This window comes from Salegentibacter sp. T436, from assembly GCF_001932675.1.
In the GTDB taxonomy this organism is placed as follows: Bacteria; Bacteroidota; Bacteroidia; order Flavobacteriales; family Flavobacteriaceae; genus Salegentibacter; species Salegentibacter agarivorans.
Window position 1 is genome coordinate 696,097 of the sequence record NZ_CP012872.1, and the last position, 13,488, is coordinate 709,584.

At 38.0% G+C, this 13,488-nt stretch carries 13 protein-coding genes; 4 read left to right on the forward strand and 9 right to left on the reverse strand.

All coding sequences use genetic code 11. The features are described 5' to 3' along the window. Window positions 1-7: 7 nt before the first annotated feature. On the reverse strand, window positions 8-298 hold the full coding sequence (locus AO058_RS03000; protein ID WP_075325167.1) for a type II toxin-antitoxin system RelE/ParE family toxin: 291 nt from the start codon (window positions 296-298) through the stop codon (window positions 8-10). Then, a complete protein-coding gene (locus tag AO058_RS03005; RefSeq protein ID WP_075325168.1) occupies window positions 295-531 on the reverse strand; it encodes a hypothetical protein in 237 nt (78 codons plus the stop codon). Before AO058_RS03005 ends, AO058_RS03000 begins: the two co-directional genes overlap by 4 nt. A gap of 116 nt (window positions 532-647) precedes the next feature. Here AO058_RS03005 and AO058_RS03010 point away from each other — a divergent pair, with 116 nt between their 5' ends. After that, the gene (locus AO058_RS03010; protein ID WP_075325169.1) at window positions 648-2,006 is read left to right on the forward strand and encodes a dihydrolipoyl dehydrogenase family protein; all 1,359 of its coding nucleotides are present in this window, start codon (window positions 648-650) and stop codon (window positions 2,004-2,006) included. Between the two features lie 13 nt (window positions 2,007-2,019). Here the strand turns inward: AO058_RS03010 and AO058_RS03015 are convergent, their stop codons facing one another. From AO058_RS03015 to asnB, 7 genes are all read right to left on the reverse strand, one after another. Then, entirely contained in the window at window positions 2,020-2,829 is an 810-nt protein-coding gene (locus AO058_RS03015; protein WP_075325170.1) for a hypothetical protein, read from the reverse strand. Window positions 2,830-2,831: 2 nt separating this feature from the next. Next, window positions 2,832-3,467, reverse strand: coding sequence for a ligase-associated DNA damage response endonuclease PdeM (gene pdeM / locus AO058_RS03020; protein ID WP_075325171.1), 636 nt, complete (start codon window positions 3,465-3,467; stop codon window positions 2,832-2,834). A 163-nt stretch (window positions 3,468-3,630) separates the two neighbouring features. Next, window positions 3,631-4,785, reverse strand: coding sequence for a methionine aminotransferase (locus AO058_RS03025; protein ID WP_075325172.1), 1,155 nt, complete (start codon window positions 4,783-4,785; stop codon window positions 3,631-3,633). 82 nt (window positions 4,786-4,867) lie between these two features. Further along, the gene (locus AO058_RS03030; RefSeq protein WP_075325173.1) at window positions 4,868-5,614 is read right to left on the reverse strand and encodes a succinate dehydrogenase/fumarate reductase iron-sulfur subunit; all 747 of its coding nucleotides are present in this window, start codon (window positions 5,612-5,614) and stop codon (window positions 4,868-4,870) included. A gap of 68 nt (window positions 5,615-5,682) precedes the next feature. Continuing rightward, a complete protein-coding gene (locus tag AO058_RS03035) occupies window positions 5,683-7,686 on the reverse strand; it encodes a fumarate reductase/succinate dehydrogenase flavoprotein subunit (RefSeq protein ID WP_075325174.1) in 2,004 nt (667 codons plus the stop codon). A 12-nt stretch (window positions 7,687-7,698) separates the two neighbouring features. Then, entirely contained in the window at window positions 7,699-8,361 is a 663-nt protein-coding gene (locus tag AO058_RS03040) for a succinate dehydrogenase cytochrome b subunit (protein WP_075325175.1), read from the reverse strand. 329 nt (window positions 8,362-8,690) lie between these two features. Continuing rightward, window positions 8,691-10,361 carry an asparagine synthase B gene (gene asnB, locus AO058_RS03045; RefSeq protein ID WP_075325176.1) on the reverse strand — a complete coding sequence of 557 codons (1,671 nt, stop codon included), beginning with the start codon at window positions 10,359-10,361 and terminating at the stop codon, window positions 8,691-8,693. Window positions 10,362-10,719: 358 nt separating this feature from the next. Here asnB and AO058_RS03050 point away from each other — a divergent pair, with 358 nt between their 5' ends. The 3 genes from AO058_RS03050 (at window position 10,720) to AO058_RS03060 (ending at window position 13,390) form a co-directional block, all read left to right on the forward strand. Next, on the forward strand, window positions 10,720-11,649 hold the full coding sequence (locus tag AO058_RS03050; protein ID WP_075325177.1) for a DnaJ C-terminal domain-containing protein: 930 nt from the start codon (window positions 10,720-10,722) through the stop codon (window positions 11,647-11,649). Further along, on the forward strand, window positions 11,646-11,936 hold the full coding sequence (locus AO058_RS03055) for a chaperone modulator CbpM (protein ID WP_075325178.1): 291 nt from the start codon (window positions 11,646-11,648) through the stop codon (window positions 11,934-11,936). Before AO058_RS03050 ends, AO058_RS03055 begins: the two co-directional genes overlap by 4 nt. Before the next feature lie 161 nt (window positions 11,937-12,097). Continuing rightward, a complete protein-coding gene (locus AO058_RS03060; protein WP_075327870.1) occupies window positions 12,098-13,390 on the forward strand; it encodes an aminopeptidase P family protein in 1,293 nt (430 codons plus the stop codon). Window positions 13,391-13,488: the final 98 nt, after the last annotated feature.

A 13,488-nucleotide genomic window follows, 5' to 3' on the forward strand; every position in this document is an offset into this window, starting at 1 on the left:
AGTTGATTTATACTTTTTTCTTTTCGGGATCTTGCCAGGAATTAAATACGGAATAAACAATCACCTCACTCTCCTGGACTTCGTAGATAATAACATAGGGGAAGCGTTTGACTACAGCTTCCCTAAATGGTTTTCTTTTCTCCGAAAAATGAAAAGGATAGTTTTTAATCCACTTAAAATACGAGTTAAGATGATCTAAAAATAAATCACCCAACCCACTTTGTTTTCTCTCATAATAAAGAAAAGCTTCAATTACTTCTAATTGAGCTTCCTCTTTAATTATAAGCTTAAAAGTCATTTCTTCAAAGCATTTTTAGCTCTTTGCTGCACTTCTTCCCAGGAATATGATTCGCTTTTCTCTTTTAAATGATTCAACCTGCGGTTATCCATTTCATGGTAATCTGATTCGGAGAGAACTGAAGAGTCGTTATTTTCATAACTTTCGGCGAGAGAAAGCATCATTTCTAATAGACGTGCATCTGCTTCTTCAACATATTTAAGGACCGTTTTCTTTAACGCTATTGTTTCCATAATCAGAATATTATTGGTCTTATAAAATTACAAATTTTATCTCTACTCCACTTTTACCATTTTCATAACAGCAAAAATGCCTGCAGATGCCTAATTTGCTGTAAGAATTTATAATTATGGGATTTGAGCATTTTGATGTATTTGTGATAGGAACCGGGACCGCCGGAAAGGGTGTTGCTAAAGATTGCGCTAAAGCAGGATGGAAAGTAGCGATAACCGATAACAGGGAGTATGGCGGCACCTGCCCAAATCGTGGCTGTGATCCTAAAAAAGTTCTGGTAGGTTTTACCGAAATTATAGATCGCGCCACTAAAATGCAAGGTAAAGGAATTACGAAAATGCCGGAAGTAAATTGGAGTGATCTAATGACTTTTAAAGAAACATTCTTAGATGCCATTCCTGCTGCTACCGAAAAAGATCTGGCAGCCCTGGACATAAAAATGTATCACCAATCTCCGAAATTTTTAGATAAAAACACGCTTTCTGTGGAAGGCAAAACGATAACCGCAGATAAGATCGTTATCGCAACCGGACAAAAACCTATGCCGTTGAGAATTCCTGGCGAAGAATACGCTCTTTTAAGTGAAGATTTTCTCGATCTAAAAGAATTACCCGAAACAATGATTTTTATCGGCGCCGGATATATTGGGATGGAATTCGCGCATATCGCAGCCCGTTTTGGTGTAAAAGTCACCATGATGGATTTTATGCCAGGTCCGCTTTCCAACTTTGATGAAGATATGGTGAACTACATCCAGCAGGTTTCGGAAGAAGATCTGGGAATCGATTTTATTTTTAATGCAGAAGTGAAGGAAATTGAAAAGCTGCAAAAGAACTTTAGGGTAAAAGGAATTCAGGATGGGAAAGAGATTTCAGCAAAAGCTGAAATGGTTTTTAATACTGCAGGTCGTGTTCCATCTATAGAAGATCTGGATCTGGAAAAAGGAAACGTTGCCTTTTCAAAAAAGGGAATTACGGTTAACGAATTTCTTCAAAATTCAACCAATAAAAACGTGTATGCCTGTGGTGATGTTTCAGACAGTTCGGGATTACCTTTAACCCCGCTTTCTTCACAGGAATCAAAGATCGTTTCAGCAAATCTTTTAAATAGTAAAGAGCCTAAAAAAGCAGATTATCCTCCTCAACCTACCGTGGTTTATACCCTACCAAAACTGGCTTTCGTAGGACTTTCAGAAAAAGAAGCTAAGGAACAGGGATACGACTATGAACTGGAACATAAATTAGTGCCCGACTGGTTTAATGCTAAACACATCAATGAAAAGATATATGCTTATAAGACCTTAGTGGATAAGAAAACCGGATTGGTACTTGGCGCTCATTTGGTTGGCCCGGAAGCTTCAGAAATCATCAATATGTTTGTAATGGCGATGTGTGGAAAGCTTGATTGTGAAACTTTAAAAAAAATGATTTTCACTTATCCCAGTTGGGCAAGCGACATTAAAGGAATGGTTTAAATTCTTTACTTTTTTATTGACTACTGGATTTAGTTTTACTCTCAAGGAACTTATACATCGGGTTAGTTTCCTTATTCATCCAACCGTGATAAATAATATTTGAAAAAATAGCAACCGCACCTATTAAAGCAGAATAAGTAATAAGTGGAATTTCGCCAAAATGTCTAAAATAAATAGCGATTAACGCCCAAACTCCAACTGCGGCAAATTCCCGCATATTTCTGCGCCAGATGATAGCGATATTTATAAAAACAGCCACTGCAATAATAATAACCGTCCAAATTTCTTCCCCAAAAAACGGGGCTGTCCAGCCTATTTTAGAAAGGTAAGCCGAAACATTGGCGATACTGGCAACGGCGATCCAACCCGAATACAAGCAGATAGGCCACCAACTAAAAGCAATGATCTTTAAGGGAGCATCCCAGCGCTCCATATTGGTATTGAGAATGACTTTTATTAAGGAAAACATAATTAGAAACATCAATAAAACCGAAAGTCCTGTAAATTCATTAAGCCAGGCGATAACCCAACCGGCATTGGCAAGGTTAGCAATTAGAAACCAATACCCAGAATTCCTTAAAAACTCCAGATCATTTTTCGCGGAAAATGCCTGGAAAAGTTGATAGCCGGAAAAACCTAAAAGCGAAAGGAAGATTATTCCCCAAATGGCAAAAGCGTAACCTGCAGGAGTAAAAAGATTATAATACTCGGCGCTAAGGCTGCCCATAGTGTTGCCGTTAATAATCCCGGTTTGGGAAATATAACTTACCGCAATGATCAAGAATACCGAGATGAAATTTAAAATAGCAAGACGTTTTTCCATTTTTAGCTGTTTTCTATTAAAATTACTTCATTTTGGGTAATCGCGTATGCTTTTTCCCCTTCATTTAGCTTCATCATAAAATTCCCGGTGAATTCTCCAAACGCAGGAAAGATCAACTGATCTTTTCTTCGGAAAAAACAAGGTAACTTCAGGCTTTGTTTTCCTTTTCCATTTAATCGGTAGCCAGGATGAATATGGCCACAAAGATTAAAGAAACCTACTCTGTTTTCAGGATGATGGGTAAGTAAAAAACCATTAAGCTGCCATTCTGAATGAATTTTAACGCCCAGCTTTTCATATTTTAAGGGAGAAATTATATCGTGATTTCCTGCTATTAAAACTACTTCGGCTTCTACATAACTGAGCCAGTTTTCGAATAATTTCCACTCACTATTAAGATCGCTATGAAAAAGATCGCCTAGAAAACAGACGGTTTTAGGCTGAAATTTCCCAACAACTTCACTCAGCCTTAAAAAATTTGCATTAATAGCTTTATGAGGCACTGCACTTCCAAATTTCCTGAAATGCGAGATCTTCCCCAAATGCACATCGCTAATTAAGAGGATTTCCTCTTCTTTCCAAAAAGCGGCACCGCTGGGGTGGAGTTCAAAAGTTTGGTTTTGGAGGTTTATTGTCATCTAATTACAATGTATGAAACTATACGTCATTACGATCCCGATGCTAATCGGGAGAAGTAATCTCTTGCGGATTTTAGAAAAGCACAGATTGCCGCGTCGGCTTCCGCCTTCTCCTTTAGACTTGCATAATTAGATCCTGAAACAAGTTCAGGATGACGTAATATTATAATTTATGTAAAATCTCAGCTGCTTTTTCCAGGGTTTCATCGGTTTTGGCAAAACAGAAACGCAATTGTTTGTGATCTTTGCCATCTTTATGAAATACCGAAACCGGAATTGTGGCCAGTCCGAATTCAGTAATTAATCTTTTCGCAAAATCCACATCGTGTTCATCGGTAATTTCTGAATAATCCATCACTTGGAAATAGGTTCCTTTTGAAGGTGTTCCTTTAAATTTTGAGCCCTGCATCAATTCCAAAAACTTATCTCGCTTTTTCTGATAGAAATTTCCCAGGTTCAAATAATGATCCGGATTTTTTAAATATTCAGCGAAAGCTCTTTGCATTGGATGATTAACACAAAAAACCGTAGCCTGATGAAACTTAATGATCTCTTTCATTAAAACTTCGGGTGCCACGCAGTAGCCCATTTTCCAACCCGTGTTATGAAAAGTTTTCCCAAAAGAAGCACAAACAATAGCTCTTTCAGCTAAACCAAGGAACTTTGAGGCACTTTGATGCTGTTCCTCATCATAAATAAGATGCTCATAAACCTCATCGCTTAACAGGATAATATTGGTGTCTTTTAGCAATTTTTCAAGTTGCTGCATATCGTTTTTTGAAAGAACAGTTCCAGTCGGATTATGCGGTGTATTGATTACGATCATCCTGGTTTTAGAAGTGATTTTTTCTTCCACTTCCTGCCAGTCAATTTTAAAATCTTTTCCTTTTAATTCAATTAAAACAGGTTTCCCACCGGCCAGTTTAATGTCCGGTTCGTAAGAATCGTAAGCCGGTTTAAAGACAATTACTTCATCTCCAGGATGAACAAATGCGCTTATAGCACAATACAATGCCTGGGTAGCTCCAGCGGTGAAGATAATTTCAGAAGCTTCATCGTATTTCTTCCCGTAAAGATTTTCTATTTTACTAACTATTTGCTCACGCAATTCGGGAATGCCATTCATTGGCGGATACTGGTTGTAGCCATCTTTCATAGCTTTACAAACCAGCTCCTTTAAATGATTATCGGTTTCGAAATTCGGAAAACCCTGAGAAAGATCTATCGCATTATGCTTTCTTGCCAGTCCACTCATTACTGAAAATATACTGGTTTTTCCGGCTGGAAGTTTTGAAGGAAGATTTTGGAAATCTGGCATTATGTTATTTTTAAATAAGTTGCATAAAAAATCCCAAATTCAAAAGGAATTTGGGATTGATTTATTTGTATTTAAGGAAGTTTTATCCTTTTACGCTAGCTGCAAGATATTCACGGTTCATACGCGCGATATTCTCTAAAGAAATTCCTTTAGGACATTCTATTTCGCAGGCTCCCGTATTACTACAGTTTCCAAATCCTTCTTCGTCCATTTGTCTAACCATTGCCTGAACACGCTCAGTAGCTTCTACACGCCCTTGCGGAAGCAAAGCATATTGAGAAACTTTTGCTGAAGTAAACAACATAGCACTTGCATTTTTACAAGCTGCTACACAAGCTCCACAACCAATACAGGTTGCCGCGTTAAAAGCTTCATCGGCTTTTTCTTTTTCTATAGGAATAGTATTGGCATCTACGGTGTTCCCCGAAGTATTTACCGAAACATATCCCCAGGCTTGTTGAATCCTGTCAAAAGCAGTACGATCTACAATAAGGTCTTTTATTACCGGAAAAGCTTTTGCTCTAAATGGCTCTATATAAATGGTATCACCATCTTTAAAAGAACGCATATGCAACTGGCAGGTTGCGATTAACTTATCTGGCCCGTGAGGCTCCCCGTTAATTTGCAAAGAACAGGAACCACAAATTCCCTCACGACAATCGTGATCAAACTGAATGGTATCTTCTCCTTTTTCTACCAACTGCTCGTTAAGTATATCCAGCATTTCAAGAAAAGACATATCACCGTCTATCCCATCTACAGGATAATCTACCATTTTTCCTTTAGCAGTGGCATTTTCCTGACGCCATATTTTAAGTGTTAACTTCATATCGTTAAAAGTATTGAGTAGTGAGTATTTAGTATTGAGCTTTTATACTCAATACTAAAATCTCAATTCTATTTATAACTTCTTGTTTTCAATTCTATATTTTCAAATACCAGGTCTTCTTTATGAAGCACGGCATCTGCAGGTTTCCCTTTATATTCCCAGGCAGCAACATACTTAAAGTTCTCATCGTCTCTTAAAGCTTCACCTTCCTCGGTTTGGTATTCTTCTCTAAAGTGCCCTCCACAAGATTCTTCTCTATGTAGTGCATCTTTAGCGAATAACTCTCCAAGTTCAAGGAAATCTGCTACACGACCTGCTTTTTCAAGCTCAGCGTTCTTAGAAGTTGCACTTCCGGGAACTTTTACGTTTTTCCAGAAATCTTCTCTTAAAGCTGCAATTTCTTCAATCGCTTCTTTTAATCCTTCTGCATTACGTGCCATTCCACATTTGTTCCACATAATCAATCCTAATTCCTTGTGATAGGAATCTACAGATTTCGTTCCGCCGGCATTCATCATTTTATCAATTCGCTCCTTCACTGCTTTCTCGGTTTCTTCAAATTCTGCTGAATCTGTAGGAATTGCTCCGGTACGAATGTCTTTTGATAAATAATCTCCAATAGTGTATGGTAGTACAAAATAACCATCTGCCAGCCCTTGCATTAATGCAGAAGCCCCAAGTCTGTTAGCGCCGTGATCTGAGAAGTTTGCTTCTCCGGCAGCATAACAACCAGGAATGGTAGTTTGTAGGTTGTAATCTACCCAAAGTCCACCCATTGTATAGTGAACCGCAGGATATATCATCATTGGGGTTTCATACGGATTCTGGTCTACGATCTTCTGATACATATCGAAGAGGTTTCCGTATTTAGAAGCCACAACTTCTTTCCCAAGTTTTGTAATTTCTTCTTTTGAAGCATTTTTATTTCCAGAGGTAAAGGCTTTTTCTTTTCCGTAACGCTCAATAGCACTAGAGAAATCAAGATAAACTGCCTGTCCTGTTTTATTTACTCCATAACCGGCATCGCAACGCTCTTTAGCTGCTCTTGAAGCCACATCTCGAGGCACAAGGTTACCAAATGCGGGATAACGACGCTCTAAATAATAATCTCTTTCTTCTTCTGAAAGTTCTGTTGGTTTTTTCTTGCCTTCTCTTATTGCCTTTGCATCTTCTTTTTTCTTAGGCACCCAGATTCGTCCATCATTCCGAAGAGATTCAGACATCAAAGTCAATTTAGACTGGTGATCTCCGGTAACCGGAATACAGGTTGGGTGAATTTGTGTATAGCAAGGGTTAGCGAAATAAGCTCCTCTACGGTGAGCTCTCCAGGCTGCCATCACGTTACTTCCCATCGCATTTGTAGAAAGGAAGAAAACATTCCCATAACCACCGGAAGCCAATACCACGGCGTGAGCCGAGTGGCGTTCAATCTCACCGGTAACCATATTTCTGGCAATAATTCCACGAGCTTTACCATCTACCAATACCAAATCCATCATTTCGTGACGGTTGTAAGGCTTGATCTTTCCACGGTTAATTTGGCGGTTCATTGCTGAATATGCTCCCAACAACAACTGTTGTCCTGTTTGTCCTTTCGCATAAAAGGTACGGGAAACAAGCACCCCACCAAAAGAGCGGTTATCTAAATAACCACCATATTCACGGGCAAAAGGAACTCCCTGTGCCACACATTGATCTATAATATTTCCTGAAACCTCAGCAAGACGATAAACGTTCCCTTCACGAGAACGATAATCCCCACCTTTTACAGTATCGTAAAACAAACGGTAATCTGAATCGCCATCTCCCTGGTAATTTTTGGAGGCGTTAATTCCTCCCTGGGCGGCGATTGAGTGAGCACGTCTTGGAGAATCTTGATAACAAAATGTTTTTACATTATAACCTAATTCGGCAAGAGTTGCAGCTGCAGCTCCTCCCGCAAGACCTGTTCCAATAACGATAACATCGATATTACGCTTATTGGCCGGGTTTACCAGGTTAATATCATTTTTATGATTGGTCCACTTTTCTGCTAGAGGCCCTTTAGGTATTTTTGAATCTAAAACTGACATAAATCTTACGTATTAAAGGTTATTAATATAGTGAAAAAGGGCTATAAAAATAAATCCTAGCGGTATGATGATCGCATAAGCTTTGGTAAATCCTCTAAGTCCTTTAGCGTACTTATTTCTCCATCCAACAGATTGGAAAGAAGAAGAAAAGCCGTGATAAAGGTGAAGGGCCAAAAATACAAATGAAACCACGTATAATATTGTTCTAACCGGGCTTTGGAATTTCGCCACTAACTCATCATAATAACGAGCAGCGTCTTCGGGATGCGATTCTATATATTTATGAATCATTTCCGGAAACCAGAAATCGTAAAAGTGAAGCCCTAAAAAAGCTAAAACTACAAGTCCGGAGTAAATCATATTTCTTGAAACCCAGCTTGAATTTTCATTTCCGGCAAACTTCACATATTTTATGTCTCTTGCTCCACGGTTTTTCGCTTCCAGTATAAAACCCATTACAAAGTGAAAAATCACTCCAAAAATTAGAACCGGTTGCAATAAAGCCTGGACAAAAAAGTTGGTTCCCATAAAGTGAGAAACTTCATTAAAGACGTCTTTACTGAATACTGAAATAAAATTGATGCTGAAATGCTGAGCTAAAAATAAGACCAGAAATAGTCCCGATAAGGCCATAGCAAATTTTCTTGCTATGGTTGAATTTAGAAATCCACCCATTGGTTTGATAATTTTATAGAAATTTAACAGCAAAAATACACTCCAAATCACTTACGGACAAACTTTCAAGGCTGTTTATAGGACTATTTAGAACAAGTATAAGTAAGCGATAATTTTGTTGAAGATTATTATTCCGAATTAACACAATAATAAAGCTTAAAACCTTTACCTAATGCTATCTTCCAAGGCACTTCAATTCTTTTTGCTGAAAATTCATATAAATACGGCTACACAATTCACAACCAGGTTAGGAATTAAAACTCCATAAAAAAAGCTACCCATAGATTTAGGTAGCTTTTTAATAAAATTTAATTTTCGAAATTATTTTTCTAAGCTTTTTGGTAACTATCAGCATGAACATTTGCTACTGCTCTACCCGATGGATCGTTCATATTTTTAAAAGACTCATCCCATTCTAAAGCGGTTGGTGTACTACAAGCTACAGAAGGTACAGAAGGTACTGACATTGCTGCCGCATCACTTGGAAAATGATCGGTGAAAATAGATCGGTAATAATATTCTTCTTTACTAGATGGTGGCTGAATTGGAAATTTAAAGTGTGCATTTTTAAGCTGCTCATCGCTCACCTCTGCATTAACCAATTCTTTTAAAGTATCTATCCAACTATAACCAACCCCATCTGAAAATTGTTCTTTTTGCCTCCAGGCTACGCTTTCTGGCAAATAATCTTCAAATGCCTTTCTTAGGACCCATTTTTCAATACGTTCCCCGGTAATCATCTTATCTTTCGGGTTTATTCTCATGGCTACGTCCATAAATTCTTTATCCAAAAATGGAACACGACCCTCTATACCCCAGGCGCTAAGAGATTTATTAGCCCGCAAACAATCATATTGATGTAATTTATCTAATTTTCGAACGGTCTCCTCGTGAAAATCCTTTGCACTCGGAGCTTTATGAAAGTAAAGATATCCACCAAATATTTCATCTGCACCTTCACCCGAAAGCACCATTTTGATTCCCAAAGATTTGATAGTTCTAGCCATTAAATACATAGGAGTAGACGCCCTAATTGTGGTTACATCATAAGTTTCTAAATGATAAATCACATCTTTAATCGCATCTAATCCTTCCTGTATAGTGAATTTTATTTCGTGATGCACCGTGTCTAAATGATCGGCCACTTTTTGTGCAGCCGCAAGATCTGGCGAACCCTCTAACCCTATGGCAAAAGAGTGCAATCTCGGCCACCAGGCCGCGTCTTTATCGTCACTCTCTATTCTTTTTTCTGAATACAATTTGGCAACTGCAGAAGTAATTGAAGAATCTAAGCCACCTGAAAGTAAAACCCCATAAGGAACATCACTCATTAACTGCCGGTGTACCGCTTTTTCAAGAGCTTCCTTTAAATCTTCGATACTGGTTTCATTATCCTTTACGGCATCATATTCCATCCAGTCACGCTCATACCATTTTTGAAAACCTTCCTTTTTACTGGATAAATAATGCCCGGGAGGAAATAATTCAATCTTAGTACATTTTCCTTCCAGAGCTTTAAGTTCTGAAGCTACATAAAAGGTTCCGTTTTGATCCCAGCCTATATATAAAGGAATAATCCCCATATGATCTCGAGCAATAAAATACTCATCATTCTCAGCATCATAAATAGCAAAACCAAAAATCCCGTTTAATTCATCTAAAAAGCTATCTCCTTTTTCTTTATAGAGCGCAAGGATAACCTCACAATCAGATTTTGTTTGAAAATTATAATTTGGAAACTGACTTCTTAATTCTTTATGATTATAGATCTCGCCATTTGCAGCAAGCACTAGCTGTTTATCATCAGATAATAATGGTTGTCCACCAGAAATAGGATCTACAATAGCCAGACGCTCATGCGCCAAAATCGCTTTTTCATCACTATAAATTCCACTCCAGTCTGGGCCACGATGTCTTAAACATTTAGCCATTTCTAATATTTGAGGTCTTAAGTCTTCAGACTTCTCTTTTAAATCGAATGCACAAACAATTCCACACACAGCATTAAAGTTTTAAGTATTAATATTGAAACAAATATTGAATAAATATTTCATAAAAAAAGCTAATAGAGTATATCTGATTACATATGAAAATTTAAAATTGAATATTAACTTCATATTAAAAATAATTTTTAATAATAATTACAATTTAATTTCAGCAGTAAACTACTTCGGAGTAAACTCGAGTAGAATTTTCGGGAAACATTAAAAATATTATTCCCAAACTTGAAGATTGCGAAAATCACCTTTTGGTTGAATTTCTCCTAATTTCTCCGATTTTGCAAAAACTTAATGGGAACTAAGCCAGCTTTTTAGTAATTTCAGGAGATAGAATTTCAACATTAATTCATAAGTTTTCATGGATTTTATAGACTACTACAAATTGCTGGAATTAGATAAATCTGCCAGCCAGGCTGATATTAAAAAAGCCTACCGGAAGCTGGCCAGGAAATATCACCCAGATCTCAACCCCAATAATAAGGAAGCTCAGCTCAGGTTTCAGCAAATAAACGAAGCCAACGAAGTTTTGAGCGATCCCGAAAAACGTAAGAAATACGACCAATACGGGAAAGACTGGCAACACGCCGATGCTTACGAAGAAGCTAAAAAACAACAGCAAGCTTCTGGCGGCAGAGCTTACTCGGGCGGCGGATTTGGTGGCGGCCAGGGCGGCTATTCCTATTCAGGAAATTTTGACGATGATACTTTTTCAGACTTCTTTGAAGAAATGTTTGGCAGTGGCGCAAGAGCTCACGGTTCAGGCCGCGGCCGTCATTTTAAAGGCCAGGATTTTAATGCTGAACTTCAGCTAAACCTAAGCGATGTGTATACCAGTCACAAACAAACGCTAACGGTAAATGGGAAAAATATCCGACTTACAATACCCGCCGGAGTTGAGAATGGGCAAACCATTAAGATTAAAGGTCACGGCGGGCCGGGCGTTCAGGGTGGCCCTAAAGGCGATCTTTATATCACTTTTAATATTGCAAACAACACAAAATTCAAAAGAGAAAAAGAGAATTTATTCTGCACTGTAAACCTGGATTTATATACCGCTTTACTTGGCGGGGAACTCACCGTAGACACTTTTGGCGGAAAAGTTAAGTTAAAAGTAAAGCCTGAAACCCAACCCGGAACTAAAGTGAAATTAAAAGGCAAAGGCTTTCCGAAATATAAAAAGGAAAATCAGTTTGGAGATTTAATTATCACTTATGATGTAAAAATGCCGACAAACTTAAGCGCGAGAGAAAGAGAACTGTTTCAAGAACTTCAAAAATTACGCTCATGAATTTAGAAGATTTAATACCAACCGATGAGATTTGCGCAAGGTATAAAGTGAAACGCACTTTTGTTAGTTCGCTTTACGAAAGCGGTTTGATAGAAATTATTACCGTAGAAGACACAGAGTATGTGCATTGCGATGAGATTTCAGAATTTGAGAGGCTATGGCGTTTGCATTACGACCTCGATATAAATTTGGAAGGGCTTGAAGCAATTCAGCATTTATTAAGGCAGGTGAAAAAATTACAAAAGAAAAATCTAGAGCTTAAAAACCGTTTGGGTTTATATGAGTAAACCAGGATTTGTCTCGAAATCAAGTTATAGTTCCAGATAATACTTATAGGCTTGCCTGGAGGTTTTTTCCTCTGGGAGATAATGATAACTTTGCAGGAAGACTTTACAAACGAACAAACCTCACAGGTTTTGGAAACCTGCGAGGTTTAAAATATAAACAAATGAAATACGATCAAATAGACAGTAAATTATTTATAAAAAACCGAAAAAGCTTTACGGCTGGAATGAAGCCTAACAGCCTTGCGGTTTTTAATGCTAACGATATTTACCCGATTGGTGCCGATAGCACCATGCCTTTTCAGCAAAACAGGGATTTATTTTATTTAAGCGGTGTAGACCAGGAGGAAGCAATTTTGGTGCTTTTCCCGGATGCCCCAAAACCGGAGCATCGTGAGATTTTATTTCTTACGGAAACTAATCCGCATATCGCAGTTTGGGAAGGCGCAAAATTAGATAAGGAAAAAGCTTTAGAAGTTAGCGGTATAGAAACGGTTTACTGGCTTCAGGATTTTGAGAAGATTTTCTTTGAAGTAATGTCCCAATGCGAGACAGTATATTTCAATACCAACGAGCATTATCGTGCGAATGTACAAACCGAAACTCGTGACGAAAGATTTATAAAATGGTGTAAAGAAAAATATCCTGCACACCAGGTAGCGAAAAGTAATCCTATTTTGCAGCGTCTACGTTCAGTAAAAGACCCTATTGAGCTGGATCTAATGCAAAAAGCTTGCGATATTACCGAAAAAGCTTTCCGCAGGGCATTAAAATTCACAAAACCCGGAGTGTGGGAACACGAAATTGAAGCCGAATACTGGCATGAAATGATTAGAAACCGTAGCCGCGGATTCGCTTACACTCCAATTATTGCCAGTGGAAATAACGCCAACGTACTGCATTATACCGAGAATAACCAACAATGTAAAGAAGGAGATTTAATCCTTTTAGACACCGGGGCAGAATATGCCAATTATTCCAGTGATATGACCAGAACTATTCCGGTTTCAGGAAAGTTTTCTGATAGACAGAAACAGATTTACAACACTGTAAATAAGGTTAAAAAAGAAGCTACAAAATGGTTGGTTCCCGGAACAATATGGGCAGAATACCATAAAGAAGTCGGTAAATTAATGACATCAGAATTACTAGATCATGGCTTATTGGATAAAGCCGATGTTCAAAATGAAGACCCAAAATGGCCTGCATATAAAAAATATTTTATGCACGGGACCGCGCATAATATTGGATTAGACACCCACGATTACGGGATTTTAACCGAACCCATGAAGCCCAACCAGGTTTTCACCGTAGAACCGGGAATTTATTTACCCGATGAAGGTTTCGGAATTCGTTTGGAAGATGATGTGGTAATTCAGCCAGAAGGCGAGCCTTTCAACTTAATGCGCAATATCCCAATTGAAATTGAGGAGATTGAGGATATTATGAATTCTTAATAGAATAGGTCAATTACTTTTTACGTATCTGAACTTGTTTCAGATTCAAATATGAGATCTACCAGAATAATGAAAGATCCTGAAACCAGTTCAGGATG

Excerpts from the sequence above, each read along its gene's own strand:
- AO058_RS03040 (WP_075325175.1), bottom strand. The coding sequence starts at position 8,361 with ATGGGTGGATTTCTAAATTCAACCATAGCAAGAAAATTTGCTATGGCC.
- AO058_RS03015 (WP_075325170.1), bottom strand. The coding sequence starts at position 2,829 with ATGGAAAAACGTCTTGCTATTTTAAATTTCATCTCGGTATTCTTGATC.
- AO058_RS03005 (WP_075325168.1), bottom strand. The coding sequence starts at position 531 with ATGGAAACAATAGCGTTAAAGAAAACGGTCCTTAAATATGTTGAAGAA.
- AO058_RS03030 (WP_075325173.1), bottom strand. The coding sequence starts at position 5,614 with ATGAAGTTAACACTTAAAATATGGCGTCAGGAAAATGCCACTGCTAAA.
- AO058_RS03060 (WP_075327870.1), top strand. The coding sequence starts at position 12,098 with ATGAAATACGATCAAATAGACAGTAAATTATTTATAAAAAACCGAAAA.
- AO058_RS03050 (WP_075325177.1), top strand. The coding sequence starts at position 10,720 with ATGGATTTTATAGACTACTACAAATTGCTGGAATTAGATAAATCTGCC.
- AO058_RS03025 (WP_075325172.1), bottom strand. The coding sequence starts at position 4,785 with ATGCCAGATTTCCAAAATCTTCCTTCAAAACTTCCAGCCGGAAAAACC.
- AO058_RS03010 (WP_075325169.1), top strand. The coding sequence starts at position 648 with ATGGGATTTGAGCATTTTGATGTATTTGTGATAGGAACCGGGACCGCC.
- AO058_RS03055 (WP_075325178.1), top strand. The coding sequence starts at position 11,646 with ATGAATTTAGAAGATTTAATACCAACCGATGAGATTTGCGCAAGGTAT.
- AO058_RS03000 (WP_075325167.1), bottom strand. The coding sequence starts at position 298 with ATGACTTTTAAGCTTATAATTAAAGAGGAAGCTCAATTAGAAGTAATT.
- pdeM (WP_075325171.1), bottom strand. The coding sequence starts at position 3,467 with ATGACAATAAACCTCCAAAACCAAACTTTTGAACTCCACCCCAGCGGT.
- AO058_RS03035 (WP_075325174.1), bottom strand. The coding sequence starts at position 7,686 with ATGTCAGTTTTAGATTCAAAAATACCTAAAGGGCCTCTAGCAGAAAAG.